This is a genomic window from Streptomyces sp. NPDC001513 (assembly GCF_042894695.1).
Classification (GTDB): Bacteria; Actinomycetota; Actinomycetes; order Streptomycetales; family Streptomycetaceae; genus Streptomyces.
In genome coordinates this window covers 31,376-46,928 of the sequence record NZ_JBIAVU010000004.1, presented here as the reverse complement: position 1 = coordinate 46,928, position 15,553 = coordinate 31,376, and the positions used below count along the sequence as shown (strand labels likewise).

Here is a 15,553-nt window from a genome sequence, read left to right as displayed (position 1 = left end):
TCACCGGGGGAGGTGGAAACCGTTGAAGAGGTCGTCCATGCCGCGCAGAGAGAGGCGGGTCGGGGTGGCGCGGATCGCGAGGTCGCGGGCGGCCACGGCGAGGGGGTTGCGGAGGGCGCCCAGGCGGCCGACGCGGCGGGCACGGACGCGGACGGCGTTGGTGCGGTTGCGGCGGGCCGCGGTGTAGGCGGCGAGGGCGGCCGGGACGGGGTCCGTACGGTCGGGGCTGCCCGTGGTGCGGGTGTGTCCGGTGGGGAGCAGGTGGGCGAGGACGGCTGCGTCCTCGATGGCCTGGCAGCCGCCTTGGCCGAGGTTGGGGGTCATGGCGTGGGCGGCGTCGCCCAGCCAGACGATCCGGCCGTGGTGCAGGCGGGGGAGCGGGGCGGCCAGGTCGTAGAGGTCGTTGCAGAGGACGTCGGCGGGCTCGAGGCGCTCGATGCGGTCGAGGAGGGCGGGAATCGGATCGTGCCACGCGCCGAAGAGGTGGCGGAGTTCGGCGCGGGGGTCGGGGGCGGCGGGCCGGGTGCCGGCCGGGACACGGGCGGTGGCGTAGAGGTAGAGGCGGCCGTCGGTGAGCGGCGTGACGCCGAACCGCCGGCCGTGCCCCCAGGTCTCGCTCATGGCCCCGATGCGCAGGTCCGGGGCGTCGACGAGGGTCCGCCAGGCGCACTCGCCGGTGTAGCGCAGGCCGGGATGGGCGGGGAAGTGGGCGCGTCGCAGGAGGCTGTTGATGCCGTCGGCGGCGATGACCAGATCGGCGGTGAGATCCGGTCCGGTCGCGGTACGGACGGTGGGGCGGCCCGTGGCGTCGTCGACGGCGGTCACCGGGGTGCCGTAGCGAAGGGCCTGCGGCGGCAGCGCGGCGGCGAGGGCCGCGGTGAAGGCCGGGCGGGGGACCGCGATCGGCGGTATGCCGTACCGGGCCGCCATGTCCGCGGTGCCGGTCCGGGTGAGCCACCGGCCGTCGAAGCGGCGCAGACCCATCGTTTCGGGTACGGCCGTGCCGGCGGCGTGGGCGGCGTCGATACCGAGGGCGTCCAGTGCGAGCAGGGCGTTGGGGGCGAGGCCGATACCGGCGCCGGTAGTGGGCGGTTGGGGCGCGCGTTCACAAACGGTCACGTGCCAGCCGCGGCGGTGCAGGGCGATGGCGGCGGTCAGGCCGCCGATTCCGGCGCCGACCACGACCACGTGACGTTTCGGCATGGAAGACCACTCCCGTTCGGTTCGGGCACGCACCCGCTGCCGCCGCTCGGCCCTCACCCTACTTTTGTGGAGTGAGGGCGTGTCCATCCGTGGCGAGCTGGTCACGCAACCTGCGGGCCTGTTTGAGGAGTTGGGACGAGCCCGGCCGTTGTGCGAGTGCGGTGACCTCGGGCAGTTCACCGCCCGCTCCCGCATCGCGGGCCGTATCCGCGGCGATGGCCAGCAGCGCGGCGTGGGCCTGGGGGCGGGTGGCGGCCAGCAGGCCGGGGAGCGCGGTGGCCAGGACCGGCCAAAGGGATGGGGCTGCCTGCGGCAGGGCGGCCGCGGCCCGCAGCGACTCGGTCAGCAGGGGCACCTTCAGGGTGCCCAGCTGCACGAGCTCGGCGAGGTCGCGGCCCAGCATCGCTCCGTCCAGCCCGTCCCGCCCGCCCCTCGCGCCGAGTTGGGCCAGCGCCCGTACGGCGGCATCGCGGTCCTCGTCGGGGACGGAGGCGAGCCCGTAGGCGAGGGCCAGGTGCACCGCGGGCCCCGCCGGCCCCTCGGCCGCGGCCAGCGCGGTAAGGAACGCGGGGGCTCCGCGGCCGTTCTGGTCGGCGGCCGACGCGACACCGGTCAGCAGCCGGGCCGCGGCGATCTCCGGATGCCAGGGCAGGGCCGCGACCGTGTGCGCGTCCCGCCCGTCCGGCAGCGACGCGTGCGCACAGCCGATGTGCGGCTCGAACGTCCGGAACAGCGACCAGAAACGCCGCGGGAACGCACCGCGGCCCTCGATCGCCTCGTGCCCGACCAGGATCCTGCGACCGATCCGCGCCCCCCGGCGCCTGCTGTACGGCTCGGGCGCGCCGGCTTCGCGCTCGCGCTGTCGGCCGGGGTGCGGCAGACCGCCCTGGCGCAGCCAGGCGGCCACCCGGGGCGCCTCCTCCAGTTCCAGCTTCTCCGCGGCGGACACCACATCGGGATCGGCCGGACCGCCGCCGCAGCGCAGCAGGGCCTGTCCGAGATCGGCTGGACCGGGCCGGACGCCGAGGCGTGCGTATGCGGCAAGGCGGGCGACCAGGTGGTGCGGTTCCACCGCGCCGCTCGCCCTGCTCGGCACGGACAGCAGGAACGGGAGGTGGTCACCGGCCCGCAACCGTGCGCCCGTCTCGACGATGCGTGCCCCCGTGACGTAGTCGAGCGCCACGTGCTGGCACAGCTCCAGCCAGCCCGCCCCGGCACTCTCCCAGCGCTCGGCGGCCTGTACGGGGCCCACCGCGGCGCCGACGATGCCGGCGAGCTGCCGCACGCGGGGGTGCGACGCCACCGTGGACTCGCGCGGAACGGACCCGAGGACGGCGGCCAGTGTCTCGCGGTCCCGGTGGCTCTGGCTGACAACGGCGTTGAGTACGCGCTCGAACGCGGCCACGCCCGGGTCGTGGCGCCCGTTCAGTAGGGCCGCGACCTCCTCGGCGAGCTCGCCCGGCGACGGTGCGGCCCATTCCCCCTCGATCATGTGACGCAGGCTAGCCCCTGCCACTGACAAGGCCCTGCCGCGCGGCCTGTCCGGGGTGCCCCGGAGCCTGGTCGCGACCGGTTTCCAAGGAGTGTCTACGGAGTGTTGGCAGGGGTGTCGGCGCGGGTGTCCGCGGGAGTGTTCAGGGCGAGTACGGCGACGCGTTGGTCGCCGGCGTACTCGCCGGTGGGGCGGAAACCGAGCCCGAGGTAGAAGGGTTCGGGGCTGCCCTGGCCGGTGTGCCAGCTGACGTAGGCCTCGTTGGTGCCGCGGGCGCGGATCTCCTCGCAGGCCGCATGGATGGCGAAGCGGCCGTAGCCCTTGCCCTGGTGGCCGGCGTGGATGTTCAGCCGCCAGATGCCGCTGCGGTGGTCGGTGGGGTCGATGGCCGGGTCCCAGGCGATGTCGAGGAAGGCCATGATGAAGCCGACGACCTCCTCGCCGTCGACGATGGCGCGCGGCCAGGCGGCGGTGTGGACGTACGCCTCGGCGAGGGACTTGACCACGGGGGAGACCAGGTGGGTCTGGTCGGGGCGCACCTGTATCGCGCAGACGGCGTCGAAGTTCTCGGCGGTGACGGGTTCGAGGCGCAGCGGGCGGGCTGTTGGGGTGATCGCGGCGGACATGGCACCAGCCTAGGGGGTGTCCACGCACTGCCGTTCGCCTCGTCCCGCCTGTGCGTCGTACTGACCGTGGACCGTGTGGTCTTTGGGGAGAACGTGTCGTGGCGACTAAAGATTCGCTCAAAGGTCGGCTGGAATCAGGTAGGTGACCGGGCGCGTGGTGTCAGGATCGGGCGCATTCGTGCTCAGCCAGGACGTAGCGCACCCACGCACCCACGCACCTACGCACCCGCCGACCGATGGAAACGAGGACGCTCTCTCATGAGTACAAGCCCGCCGCCGGTCACGCCGCCCCCACCCCCTCCCGCCCAGCCTGGAGGCGGGGGCCGGTTCGCCCTGGTCCTGTTGACCGTTTCCACGGTGCTGGTGGGGTTGATGGCAGGGCTGTTCTTCGCGTTCGACGTTTCGATCATGCCGGGGCTGGCGGCCGGGGACGAACGGACCTACGTCACCGCGATGCGGGCCTTCAACGCGGCCATCGACGGCAACCCGCTCTTCGGCATGGCGTTCGTATTGGCGTTGCTGGTGGCCGTGGCCTCGGCCGTGCTCGAGTTCCGCGCCGGCCGGCGGACCACCGCCTTGTGGGTGGGGGCGGCCGCCGCGGCCTATCTCGTGGTACTGGTGCTGACGTTCGCGGTGAACATTCCCCTCAACAACGAGCTCGCGCGCGGGGGTGACGTCGCGCAGATGACCGACTTCGCGATCGTGGAGAGGTTCAAGTCGACCTGGGTCGCCACGAACATCCTCCGTACGGTGCTGTGCACGGCCGCCTTGGCCGCTCTGGCCCGTGCTCTGGTTCTGCACGGCCGCGCCACCCGCTGAGTACCCGGCGGCCGGTCCCCGAACGGTCAAGTCCCGCTGATCACACGGTTCGGTCGGCCGTGCCGTCCCACGTAGGCTGACCGGACCAGCTGCACCACCCATCGCCGATCGGAGTCGCCGCCATGCTGACCGCTCTCACCGGTGCCTACGGGGACCGTGCGGACGCCGTCACCGTCGCCGGCCGTACCGCCTCCTACGAGGAGATCCTCGGCGCGGCCCGCGCGGTCGCCGCCGACCTCTCCGGCACCCATCCGCCCGCGTTCGCCGTGACCGCGACCGCCTCCCTGGAAACGGTCGCCGCCGTGGTCGGCGGACTCCTCGCCGGCGTCCCCTGCGTACCGCTGCCGCCCGACGCGGGTCCGGCCGAGCGCGGGCACATCCTGCGCGATTCGGGGGCCCGCCTCATCGAGGTCGACTTCGCCCGCCGCTCCACCGCCACCCCCACCCCGGCGCCGTCGTCCGCGGTGCGGGGACCGGACGACCCGGCGCTGATCCTCTACACCTCCGGTACCACCGGCGCCCCCAAGGGTGTGGTCCTCAGCACCGCCGCGATCACCGCCGATCTCGATGCCCTGGCCGAGGCCTGGCAGTGGAGCGCCGCCGACACCCTCGTGCACGGACTGCCCCTGTTCCACGTCCACGGCCTCGTCCTCGGGGTCCTGGGTGCCCTGCGCACCGGCAGCCGTCTCGTGCACACCGGCCGCCCCACCCCCCAGGCCTACGCCGCGGCCGACGGCAGTCTGTACTTCGGCGTGCCCACCGTCTGGTCCCGTATCGCCGCCGATCCGCAGGCCGCTGCCGCCCTGTCGGGAGCCCGGCTGCTGGTGTCGGGCAGTGCGGCGCTGCCCGCGCCGGTCTTCCGTGACCTGGAGCGGCTGAGCGGGCACCGCATCGTCGAGCGGTACGGGATGACCGAGACCCTGATCACCGTCAGCGGCCGGGCGGGCGGCCGCCTGAGTCCCGGTACGGTCGGCACGCCTCTCCCCGGCATCTCCACCCGTATCGCCGCGGAGGACGGGGCCGAGATCGGTGAACTCCAGCTCACCGGACCCACCCTGTTCTCCGGCTACCTGGGACGGCCCGAGGCCACTGCCGCCTCCTTCACCGAGGACGGCTGGTTCCGTACCGGCGACATCGCCGCCGTCGACGACAGTGACGGCGTGCACCGCATCGTGGGCCGCGCCTCCACCGACATGATCAAGTCGGGCGGGTACCGGATCGGCGCGGGTGAGATCGAGAACGCCCTCCTGGACCACCCCCGCGTCAGTGAGGCAGCCGTGGTCGGCGTCCCGGACCCGGACCTCGGCCAGCGCATCGTCGCCTTCGTCGTCGCCCAGCAGGTCACCGGCGCCGAGCTCACCGACTTCGTCGCGGCCCACCTCTCGGTGCACAAACGCCCGCGCGAGGTCCGTTTCGTCGCCGCCATCCCGCGCAACGCCATGGGCAAGCCACAGAAGCGGCTCCTGCTGAGCGAGGACGGAAAACTCCGGCCCTGACCTACCCGCCCGCTCCCACCCGACCCCACCCCACCCCACCCCACCCCACGCTTGGGTCGCCGCGATCCCGGATGGTGCGGTGGGGTGGGGTCGGGTGGGCGGATGGGAAGGTGGGCGGCTGGTGGGGCGGGGTGGGGGAGCCGTAGGGTTCCGCCTCGTGCACCGACTTGAGATATCCGATCTGATCACGGCGGTGGATCCCCGCACCGGCCACCGGCTTCCCGTCCGGCGGGACGAGGTGATCCGCCGGCTGCGCGACAACGGTGACGAACGCGCCGCCAAGATCGTCGCAGGGCTGCCCGCCGGCGCGGACGGCGTCCTGGACCCGCAGGCCGTGGACCGTCTCCTCATCAGCGTGCACACCGAGCTCCAGCGGCTGAGCGAGGAGCTCCGGATCGGCGAACGCCTGATGGACCTGCTCGGCCCGCTCTTCGACGCGATCCGGGCAACCGGCGGTGAGAGCGGCCCGTACCGGCTGGTCGATGTCGGCTGTGGCCTCGGGTACCTCATCCGCTGGCTGGCGGCCACCAACGCGCTGGGCGCGGACGTGGAGCTGGTCGGCGTCGACCTCGATGCCGCCCTGGTCGGCGAAGCGGAGCAGCTCGCCCGCGCGGAGGAGCTGGACTGCCGATTCGTCCACGGCAACGCCTTCGACCTGCCGCAGGCGGCGACCGTCTACGTCTCCACCGGAGTGCTGCACCACTTCCGCGGGCCCGCCCTGGCCGAGTTCTTCCAGGCCCAGGCCGCCTCACCGGCGCAGGCCTTCTGCCACTTCGACATCGCCGCGACCGGCCTCGCACCGATCGGTGCCTGGATCTTCCACCGTGCCCGGATGCGCCACCCGCTCGGCCGCCACGACGGGGTCGTCTCCGCAGAGCGGGCACACAGCGACGAGACACTCCTGTCCGCCGCTGCCGCGCCCGGTATCCGGCCGCTGCTGTACGAGCCGCGGGGCGCGGCGAACCCATTCTGCACCACACTGCGCCCCGTCATCGGAGTGCGCCCGCATCTGGAGGCGCCCCTGCGCCGGGCCCTCGGGCGGTCGGAACGCCGGCTGGTCGGCCCCGAGCACCTCGCCGAGGCCGCCCGATGATGTCCGCCGCCGTACCGGTCGCACTCCTCTTCCTGGGTCTGCTCGACGCGACGTTCAGCGGCTTCCGCGCCTACGCCGGCCGCGATGCCCGCATCCGCAAACACCGGGCCACCGCCCGCGCCGCTCTACGCGGGCTGGGGGTCGGCGCCGTCCTGCTGCCCGCCCCCGTACTGACCGCGAGCATCGTGCTGTGGTCGGCACCTGACCGGGCCCGGACCTACGACACCCTGAGCGCCGGAGGCCTCGGCTACCTGCTCCCGCTGACCGCCTACGCCACCGCGGTGCTGCTCTCCCTCGCCGCCTACTTCCTCCTGCCGTTCCGCGCCAGCACCCTCGCGATGGTCATCGGCCTGGGCCCCCTGACCCTGCTACGGCCGCTCGCCCTGGCCGCCGCCTGCGCCGGCGCGGTCCTGGGCGGGGGCGGATGGCCCGCGCTGCTGATCGGCACGGTCGCGGGCGCGGCCGTACTGTGCGTGGAACCCGTGGTACACCGGCGCTGGTACCAGCACGTGGTGTGACACCCGGCGGGGCCCCCGCTCCCCTCGGCAGGCGGCGGCGTTTTCTGCCTCGCGATGGCCCCGTAGGCCAGGGTTTCCTGCGAGGATCGGGGGATGGACGCCGCCTCTGCCACCCCCTCCTCCGATTCGTCCACAGCAGCCCGGTACCAGCGGGCTGTTGCCTTCCGGGCCCTGCACGAGGGACCGGAACCGTTCGTCGTGGCCAACCCGTGGGATGCGGGCAGCGCCCGCATCCTGACCGGTTTCGGATTCCCGGCCCTCGCCACCACCGGCGCCGGCCTTGCCCACAGCCTCGGCCGCCCCGACGGCGCGGGCGCCCTCAGCCGCGCCGAGGTCCTCGACAACGCGCGCAGCATCGTCGAGGCCACCCACCTGCCTGTGACGGCCGACCTGGAGAGCGGCTTCGGCGCCACGCCCCAGGACGTTGCCGACACCATCCGGGCCGCCGCCGCCATCGGCCTGGTCGGTGCCTCGATCGAGGACTCCACCGGACGGGAACAGGACCCGTTGCGGCCCCTGTCCGAAGCCGTGGAGCGGGTGGCCGCCGCCGTCGAGGCCGCCGAGCAGCTCGACTTCCCTTTCACCGTCACCGCCCGCGCGGAGAACTTCTTCAGCAACCGGCCCGACCTCGACGACACGATCACCCGCCTGAAGGCCTATCAGGAAGCGGGCGCCCACGTTCTGTACGCCCCGGCCCTGCCCGACGCCCAAGCGATCCGCGCCGTCTGCTCCTCGCTGACCCGCCCGGTGAACGTCCTGATGGGCGGCGCCCTGAACCTGTCCGTCGCAGACCTCGGCGCCCTCGGCGTACGCCGCATCAGCACCGGTTCGGCCCTGTCCCGGGCCGCACTGGGCGCCCTGATGGGAGCCGCCCGCGAGATCACCGAGTCGGGCACATTCACCTTCGGCGCCCAGGCCCTGCCGTACGCCGACGCGAATGCCCTCCTAGTAGAGCCGTCGTGTGCTCAGAAGGCTTCGACGTGAGGCCGTACCGACGGCAGCCCCCACGGTTCCAAGGCTCCGCTGATCAGGTCGGCGAGGAACTGAACCGCGCCTCCGGAGTAGTGCCACCAGCCACCGTTGCGTGAGGCCACGGTGACGGTCCACTCGTCGGGGCCGGACCCTGCGGTGTTCCACAGGAAGTAGTCGCCCTGGTTGGACGTGGCCCAGGGCAGCAGGCCCCCGGGAGCAGGAAAGGGGTGCAGAGGAACGGAAAGCTCTGCGTCCGCACACCACTCGGCGAGGATCTCAAGATCTTCGGGGTCCTCTGACCACGCCTGCTCCTGCCCGGGGTTCGGGAAGCCGACGCACAGAAAGTCCCCGAAGGCCAACGACAGGTAGCTGTCGGCAAGCAGCTTGTAGTCGGAGGGCAGCTTGGTGGCCAGGCATTCCTCGACCCGAGACCAATCGATGCCGGCCGGAGCCGTACGTCGAAGGAGGGCGAGGCCGGGGACGGCCTGCTCCAAACCCGCGACCGCCGAGGCCGGATCGGTCAGTCGCTGACGAGGTGCCTGAGTGCCGATGAGCGCGTCCATCGAGACAGCGTGCCAGAGCACGAAGTACGGCACTTCGTCGGGGCCGGAGCCGGGGTGGGCCCCGCTCCGCTACGGTCTGATCCCGTCGACTACACCCGGCTGCGCCACCCAGCCCAGCCTCAGCTCCCGACCCCGGCCCCAGCCCCGACGCCGGCCCCCGCCCCGGCCCTCGCCCCGACGCCGGATCCCGGCCCCCCGGCCACCGTCTCCGGGCCCGCTTCCGGCCGGGCCTGGGCACGGTAGCGACCGGGTGTGGTGCCGAACTCCCGGCTGAACGCGTGCGAGAGCGCGTACGGGCTGCCGTACCCGACCCGCCGCGCCACCGTGGCCAGCGGATCCTCGCCCTCGCGCAGCGCCGCCGCGGCCAGGTTCAGCCGCCACCACGTCAGGTACGCCATCGGGGGCCGGCCCACCAGAGAGGTGAAACGCCGGGCCAGAGTGGGCCGGGACACCCCGGCCTGCGCCGCCAGCCGCTCGTTGCTCCACGGCGCCGCCGGGTCCGCGTGCAGAGCCCGCAGCGCGGCGGCCGCCACCGGATCACCCAGCACCGCCGGCCAGGTCCCGGTCCCGCCCTCGGCCACCCACGACCGGATCATGTAGACGAGCAGCAGGTCGAGCAGACCGGTCACCGCGATGCCGGCGCCGGGCCGCTGCTCGCCCAGCTCACGGCCCAGCAGGTCGATGGCGGCCCGCAGTTCGGGCCGCGCCCCCACCCGCGAGGGCAGGTGCACGACCTGCGGCAGCTCCGCCAGCAGCGGATGCACCCGGCTGCGGTCGAGCCTGTACTTGCCACACAGCATCTCCACCACCGCCCCATCACCGGCCCCAGCCCCAACCACCTGACCCCGTACGTTCGCTGCCGCGTGTACCCCGTCCCACTCTCCGAACGGCACCGCCCCCTCGACCTCCCGCGCACCGGCCGGGCGATCGGCAATCACATGGCCCGTGCCGTACGGCAGCAGCACCGCGTCCCCCGCCTCCAGCGACAGCGGCGCACCACCCCCGTCGGCCAGAAGCCAGCAGCTCCCCTCCAGCACGACGTGGAACCCGGCACCGTCGTACGCATCCAGCCGCGTGCACCAAGTCCCGTTCACCCGCACCCGCTGCGACGAAGGCCGCCCGATCCGTACGGTCGAGATCGCATCGCTCACCACATCCATCCGGCCACGCTATCGGGCCGCCGCCCACATGAGACGCCCGCGTATCGGTGTGAGCCGGGCGGGCATTGAGGAGCTCACCGGCGGTTTCATAGGCTCCAGGACATGACGAATGAGAGCAGACAGTCGATATGGGTGGGCGACGTCGAGGTCATCCGGGTCCGCGAGTGGCAGGGGTTCTTCACCTCCCCCCACGCCCTCGTACCGGACGCCGCCGACGTATGGCAGGACAACGAGGACTGGCTGGCGCCGGACCACTGGCAGCCGGAGCAGGACCAGGCGGTGATGGCCCTGCAGACCTGGGTGCTGCGCAGCGCCGGACAGACCATCCTGATCGACACCGGCGTCGGCAACGGCCGCGAACGCCCGAACGCACCCCATTTCCACCACTGGAAGACCGACTTCCTGGGCGCCCTGGCCAAGGCCGGAGTCCACCCGGACGACGTCGACATCGTCGTCAACACCCACCTCCACGCCGATCACGTCGGCTGGAACACGCGCGACGTCGACGGAGAGTGGGTTCCGACCTTCCCCCGCGCCCGCTACCTCCTCCCCGCGGCGGACGATTTCCACTTCGGGCCGGCCAACTCCCATGGGAGGGACCGCAATCCGGACGACCGCCTCGTCTACGAGGACAGCATCGCGCCCGTCCACCGGACCGGCCAGGCCGTGCTGTGGGACGGTACCCACCGCATCGACGAACACCTCACCCTGGAGTCGGCCCCCGGCCACACTCCTGGCTCCAGCGTCCTGCGCCTGGCCTCCCAAGGCGAACGGGCCGTCTTCGTCGGCGACCTCCTGCACAGCCCGGTTCAGCTCGTCCAGCCGTCCTGCAACAGCTGCTTCTGCATGGACCCCGTACAGGCGGCGGCCAGCCGCCTGCGCGTCCTACAACGAGCCGCAGCCGAGCGGGAACTGGTCGTCCCCGCCCACTTCGCCGGCCCCGGCGCCCTCAACATCCGCGCAGCTACCAACGCAGACGCAGACTCCGGCACCTATACCCCCGCCGGCTGGGCCCCTTGGCCCGCCTCCCACGACACGTGATGATCGCAAGCTACGCATGGTGTTCTGCGGAGATCCGCCTAGGCTGGACAGGTCTGCCGGAACCAACGGAGGGGGCCTCGTGAGTGAGGAAGCCGTCAGGTACGACGGGAGCCACATCCAGGTGCTGGAGGGGTTGGAAGCCATCCGGAAGCGGCCCGGGATGTACGTCGGCTCGACCGGCGAACGCGGCCTCCACCAGCTGGTCTACGAGGTCGCCGGCCGGGCGGTCAACGAAGTCCTGGCCGGCCGCGCGGGTTCCGTCGAAGTCGCCCTCATGTCCGACGGCGGCGTACGCGTCACCGACGACGGGCCGGGCATCCCCGTCGAGGCCGCCGGGAATGTCGGCGCTGGTCCTGACCTCGAAGCCCTGCTGACGCGCCCGTACGCCGGGGCGGAACCCGGCGGCCGCCACGCCGTGCCCATGAGCCTGTTCGGTACCGGGCTCTGTGCTACCAACGCCCTGTCGAGCCGCCTGACGACCGAGGTGCGGCGCGCGGGGGTCCGCTGGGTCCAGGAATACGTACGCGGTGTCGCACTCACCCCGCCCACCATCGCAGGCCCGGCAACCGGAACCGGGACCACCATCGCGTTCTGGCCCGACGTCGGCATTTTCGGCACGGAGACCCAGTGCTCGTATGCCGTGCTGGCGGACCATTTCCGGCAACTGGCCTTCCTGAACCGGTGTATGGACATCACGCTGACCGACGAGCGCACCCCGGGCCTGTCCCGGCCGGTGCGCTTTCATTCCCCGGGCGGGGCGCGAGACTTCGTCGCCTTCCTCGACGAGAAACGGGGCGCACCAGCCACACCGTTCACACCCACGTGGAGGGTTTCCGTGACGGGGTGGCGGCCGCGGTCAACGCGTACGCGCGGCAGCGCCGGCTGCTGACACCCGCCGACCCCGACTTCGGCGCCGACCGGATCGGCGAGGGCCTGACGGCGGTCGTCTCGGTGAAACTGGACCACCCCGAGTTCCACGGCGCCACGAACGGGAGGCTGGGTGGGGCTGTGGTGCGGGTCTGCGTAGCGCAGGCTGGCTGTCCGTGACCGCCTCGGCGCATGGATGGACCGCCGGGCCGGTCCATAAAGCCATCCGCCCAGGCGTCCGCCGATCCGCCCGTTCCGTCTCCTTCTGTGTCCGTGATGGTCTGCGGGATACTGGCGTGGTGTCGTACACGTCGCCCGCCGTACCGTCCGGACCGGAGCCTCCCGAACCGGTGTCGGCTGATCCGCCCTACCGTGCGGGCCGGCCTTTGCTCACGCAGTCGTGGCTTGATCTGGCGTTTCTGCACTGGGCCGCAGATCCCGCCGATGTCGCCCCGCTACTGCCTGTCGGCACCGAACCGGACGTGCTGGACGGGGTCACCTATGTCGGCCTGGTCGCGTTCCGGATGGACCGGATCGGTTGGTTCGGCCTGCCCGGGATCCCGTATCTGGGTTCGTTCCCGGAGACCAATGTTCGTCTCTACTCGGTGGACGCCCGCGGCCGGCGTGGTGTGGTCTTCCGTTCCCTGGACGCGTCCCGTCTGCTTCCGGTCGCCATGGCGCGAGCCGTCTTTCGTCTCCCGTATGTGTGGTCGCGGATGACGGTCCGTCATGAGGGCTCGACGCTCACCTACGCCAGCAGTCGGCGGGGTCCCGGACGACGGCAGGGCGGGCACTGCGCGATCACGGTGCGGACCGGTGAAGCGATCGTGGAGCCGACTCCTCTGGAGCACTTCCTGACGGCCCGTTGGGGTATGCACAGTGACTTCTTCGGCCGGCTGCTGTATCTGCCGAACACGCATCCTCGTTGGCCGTTGTACCGTGCGGAGCTCCTGTCCTGTGACGAGGATCTGGTGGCCGCGGCGGGTCTGCCTGCGCCGGTGGGTCCGCCTGTGAGTGTGCTGTATTCCCCGGGAGTCCCCGTGCGTTTCACCCGCCCGCCGCGCTCCCTTGCCGGTACCAGCGCCACCACCTGACCCCCACCCACCCGACGGCCGCTGGTGGGCCGGCGGGCCGGTGGGGCGGGTCGGGCTCGGGGTGCGCCTCTCAGTCGAAGAGGTTCTCGCGGTTGGCGAGTTCGTGGTCCAGTAGCTCCTGGACGGCGTTTCGGGTGGTGTTGCTGAGGGTGCGGGCGGCGTCTCGGCGAGCGGTCAGGCTTTCGGGACGGGGTGGTGCGGGGATCGGTTGCCCGATGGTGATGGTCCAGTTGGACGGTAGCGGGAAGGGTGTGGTGAGCGGGAAGTACGGTACGCCGAGCAGTCGGGCCAGGGTGGGGACTTCGCCGAGTTTGGGGCAGGCCTCTTCCGCGCCCACGATCCCGACGGGTACCACCGGGGCACCGGCGCGGATGGCGGCGACCGCGAAGCCGGGGCTGAAGGACCGGAGCCGGTACCGCTCGGTGAAGGGTTTCTCCAGGCCGGCGATGCCTTCCGGGTACACGCCGACGAGTTGTCCCGCGTTGAGGTGCTCGACGCCGGCCGTCGGGCCGATCGGCAGCGCGCCGTTGCGGCGGGCGTGTCGTCCCAGGATGGGGGTGCGGAAGACGAACGGAGCGGCGAGGAAGCGTACGCGCCGGTCCAGGGCCCTGCCGAGGACCTTGTCGAGGACGAACGCGTCGAGGCCCCAGGCGCCGGAGTGGTTGACGGCGATCACGGCGGGGCCGTTGGCCGGGATGTTTTCCAGACCGAGTGCCACCACCCGGAAGTAGTCGTCGACGAGCCAGTCCAGGAGGCGGTCCCACGCCACTTCGCCGGCTTCGCCGAGCAGCCTTCTGGCGGAGCCGAGTTCGGCCCCGGTCGCCCTGATCATCTCGACCACGCTGTCCCGCACGCCGGGACCTCACTCTCGCATCGCATGCCGGCCGACTCGCGGCCGGCGAGTCGGTGTGTGCGTCGGTTCAACGGCCGTGAGCCCTGTTGATCACGGCCTGTCGGGATGCAACCGCCTGAAGTCCTCCGTTCGAGGGCCTACGGGCCGGCAGGAGCGGGCCCCGCGTGTGCGGGTTGGCTGCGGGTCAGCCGAGGTCAGTCCGCCAGCCACCGCGCGGCACGTCGTACGTCGTCGGCCGCCCGGGTACACCGCTCCGCGTGCGCGAGGAGGGCCATGCGGAACCGCTCGCCGGTCTCGCTGCCGTTCCAGCCCGTGTCGGCCGCGCATGCGCAGAGGCTCTCGGCATGCCCCTCCAGCCGGTCCGCGTCGGCCAGCCCGCGCGCTCCGTACGCGGCGAGCGGCGCGGTCATGGCCGTGACCATGGTCATGGCCACGGTCCGGGAATCGGCGGCGTCCGGCACGGGGTCCACCGCGAACCGTGCGCCGGGAAGCACCGCCCGCCCCCCGCCGGCGACCTGCCCGCCGATCCCGCTGGTCCCGCCGTTCCTGGTGGTGACTTGGCGGAGGACCTCGCGGCCGACGTCCGCGGCGAATCGTGCGGCGGGGCAGCCGGATGGGTTGCCGCACAGCGCCCATGCCGGATCCGCGGGCTCGCCGGGGCTGCGCGGACCCAACAGTGCTGCGTCGTACAGGATTTCTTCCCCGGCTCCGATCGCCAGGCCCTGCGCGGCGAACGGCGCGCGTACCGGGTACACCAAGGCGGACAGCATGCGGTGCTGTTCCAGCGCCCGGTCCATTGCGTGGTCGATTGCCTCCTCGGTGGGCGGTGCCGTCCCCGTGACGCCCGCACGCGTTCCGCAGGCATCCGCGGCCGCGGCCGCGGCCGTGTTCGCGTCTGTGGTGAGCAGGGTCAGGGCCTTCAGCGTGGATGGGCCGGTGGCCGCGGACACCAGGGCCAATGCGTGTGCGAGGGCCGGTACGAGGGCCGGGTGCGGGTCCGCCCCGCTCTGGCCTTCGGCTGCGAGCCGGCCTGCCAGGCAGTCGGGGTCGAGGTCGGCCAGGTACGGTGCCATCCGCCGTCGCAGGGCCGCCGCCCGTGCCTCGTACGCATGCCCGCCTGCGGCGTCCGCGGCCGTCGAGAGCATCGCGCTCAGCAGGGTGTCCTCGGTGGCGGCGGCTCCCAGGACGACGTGCCGGCTCAGGCGCCGCATGCCGGCTTCCCAGCGGTCCCGGTCCGGGGTGCCGTCCTCCCGTACGGCCCCGGCCAGCGTGACGAGGTGCTCGGCGACCTGGTCGCCCAACCCGCCCAGCCCGCCCGGGCCGCCTCGCGCCGTTGCCTCCCACACCCCCGCCCCGATCTCCGTCGCGCCCGGCGGCGTCGCGTGCGGGGACAGCCCGCGCCGGCGGCCGTCTGCCGTGAGAGCGCAGGGGGCGCCCAGGGCCCCGGCGGCGTCGCCGCAGGTGAGCAGGGTCTGGGCATCCGCCCGGGTCAGGGGGACGAGGAAGGATCCGAAAGGGGTGCGCAGCGGTACCGGCCGCCCCGCGCGGCTGTTCCTCAGATGGGCCATGAGCCGGTCAGTCAACCCGTCGCGGGTCAGTGCGTCCAGGCCGAGCGTGCGCGCGGGCAGGTCTGCCCATGGGATCCGCCGGGCCACCAGTGCGGCGCTGAACAGCAGGTTCTCCAGGGGCCAGGCCGTCTCGGGCCGTGCCGCCGCCGTCGTGGCCGTACCGTCGGCGTGGGTCATCGGTCACTCTC

At 72.7% G+C, this 15,553-nt stretch carries 15 protein-coding genes and 1 pseudogene; 9 read left to right on the top strand and 7 right to left on the bottom strand.

The genetic code is table 11. The features are described 5' to 3' along the window. From ACFYZ4_RS09445 to ACFYZ4_RS09435, 3 genes are all read right to left on the bottom strand, one after another. Nucleotides 1–1,203: an FAD-dependent oxidoreductase gene (locus ACFYZ4_RS09445; protein ID WP_351293135.1), complete on the bottom strand. Its 1,203-nt coding sequence runs from the start codon at nucleotides 1,201–1,203 to the stop codon at nucleotides 1–3. A 58-nt stretch (nucleotides 1,204–1,261) separates the two neighbouring features. Then, on the bottom strand, nucleotides 1,262–2,695 hold the full coding sequence (locus tag ACFYZ4_RS09440; RefSeq protein ID WP_351293133.1) for a hypothetical protein: 1,434 nt from the start codon (nucleotides 2,693–2,695) through the stop codon (nucleotides 1,262–1,264). 95 nt (nucleotides 2,696–2,790) lie between these two features. Continuing rightward, the gene (locus tag ACFYZ4_RS09435) at nucleotides 2,791–3,321 is read right to left on the bottom strand and encodes a GNAT family N-acetyltransferase (protein ID WP_351293131.1); all 531 of its coding nucleotides are present in this window, start codon (nucleotides 3,319–3,321) and stop codon (nucleotides 2,791–2,793) included. A 342-nt stretch (nucleotides 3,322–3,663) separates the two neighbouring features. Between ACFYZ4_RS09435 and ACFYZ4_RS09430 the strand changes: the two genes are divergently transcribed. The 5 genes from ACFYZ4_RS09430 (at nucleotide 3,664) to ACFYZ4_RS09410 (ending at nucleotide 8,231) form a co-directional block, all read left to right on the top strand. Then, entirely contained in the window at nucleotides 3,664–4,140 is a 477-nt protein-coding gene (locus tag ACFYZ4_RS09430; protein ID WP_351293129.1) for a DUF1772 domain-containing protein, read from the top strand. A 122-nt stretch (nucleotides 4,141–4,262) separates the two neighbouring features. Continuing rightward, complete coding sequence (locus tag ACFYZ4_RS09425) at nucleotides 4,263–5,636, top strand: acyl-CoA synthetase (RefSeq protein ID WP_351293127.1); 1,374 nt, start codon at nucleotides 4,263–4,265, stop codon at nucleotides 5,634–5,636. 157 nt (nucleotides 5,637–5,793) lie between these two features. Then, complete coding sequence (locus tag ACFYZ4_RS09420) at nucleotides 5,794–6,729, top strand: class I SAM-dependent methyltransferase (RefSeq protein WP_390783468.1); 936 nt, start codon at nucleotides 5,794–5,796, stop codon at nucleotides 6,727–6,729. After that, on the top strand, nucleotides 6,726–7,247 hold the full coding sequence (locus ACFYZ4_RS09415; RefSeq protein WP_390783467.1) for a hypothetical protein: 522 nt from the start codon (nucleotides 6,726–6,728) through the stop codon (nucleotides 7,245–7,247). Before ACFYZ4_RS09420 ends, ACFYZ4_RS09415 begins: the two co-directional genes overlap by 4 nt. A gap of 93 nt (nucleotides 7,248–7,340) precedes the next feature. After that, on the top strand, nucleotides 7,341–8,231 hold the full coding sequence (locus ACFYZ4_RS09410; RefSeq protein ID WP_351293121.1) for an isocitrate lyase/phosphoenolpyruvate mutase family protein: 891 nt from the start codon (nucleotides 7,341–7,343) through the stop codon (nucleotides 8,229–8,231). Here ACFYZ4_RS09410 and ACFYZ4_RS09405 read toward each other — a convergent pair. Continuing rightward, complete coding sequence (locus ACFYZ4_RS09405) at nucleotides 8,213–8,782, bottom strand: SMI1/KNR4 family protein (RefSeq protein WP_390783466.1); 570 nt, start codon at nucleotides 8,780–8,782, stop codon at nucleotides 8,213–8,215. The genes ACFYZ4_RS09410 and ACFYZ4_RS09405 overlap by 19 nt on opposite strands. 233 nt (nucleotides 8,783–9,015) lie before the next feature. Then, nucleotides 9,016–9,942 (bottom strand): annotated as a pseudogene (locus tag ACFYZ4_RS09400) (AraC family transcriptional regulator); the annotation flags it as partial. A 102-nt stretch (nucleotides 9,943–10,044) separates the two neighbouring features. Between ACFYZ4_RS09400 and ACFYZ4_RS09395 the strand changes: the two are divergent. The 4 genes from ACFYZ4_RS09395 (at nucleotide 10,045) to ACFYZ4_RS09380 (ending at nucleotide 12,944) form a co-directional block, all read left to right on the top strand. Beyond that, complete coding sequence (locus tag ACFYZ4_RS09395; RefSeq protein WP_390783465.1) at nucleotides 10,045–10,983, top strand: MBL fold metallo-hydrolase; 939 nt, start codon at nucleotides 10,045–10,047, stop codon at nucleotides 10,981–10,983. Between the two features lie 79 nt (nucleotides 10,984–11,062). After that, on the top strand, nucleotides 11,063–11,872 hold the full coding sequence (locus ACFYZ4_RS09390; RefSeq protein WP_390783464.1) for an ATP-binding protein: 810 nt from the start codon (nucleotides 11,063–11,065) through the stop codon (nucleotides 11,870–11,872). Beyond that, nucleotides 11,806–12,030, top strand: coding sequence for a hypothetical protein (locus tag ACFYZ4_RS09385; protein WP_390783463.1), 225 nt, complete (start codon nucleotides 11,806–11,808; stop codon nucleotides 12,028–12,030). The genes ACFYZ4_RS09390 and ACFYZ4_RS09385 overlap by 67 nt, the downstream gene beginning before the upstream one ends. A gap of 119 nt (nucleotides 12,031–12,149) precedes the next feature. Then, a complete protein-coding gene (locus tag ACFYZ4_RS09380) occupies nucleotides 12,150–12,944 on the top strand; it encodes a YqjF family protein (RefSeq protein ID WP_390783462.1) in 795 nt (264 codons plus the stop codon). A gap of 70 nt (nucleotides 12,945–13,014) precedes the next feature. Here the strand turns inward: ACFYZ4_RS09380 and ACFYZ4_RS09375 are convergent, their stop codons facing one another. After that, complete coding sequence (locus ACFYZ4_RS09375; protein WP_351293109.1) at nucleotides 13,015–13,797, bottom strand: lysophospholipid acyltransferase family protein; 783 nt, start codon at nucleotides 13,795–13,797, stop codon at nucleotides 13,015–13,017. A gap of 194 nt (nucleotides 13,798–13,991) precedes the next feature. Continuing rightward, nucleotides 13,992–15,542 carry a hypothetical protein gene (locus ACFYZ4_RS09370; protein WP_390783461.1) on the bottom strand — a complete coding sequence of 517 codons (1,551 nt, stop codon included), beginning with the start codon at nucleotides 15,540–15,542 and terminating at the stop codon, nucleotides 13,992–13,994. Nucleotides 15,543–15,553 lie beyond the last annotated feature (11 nt).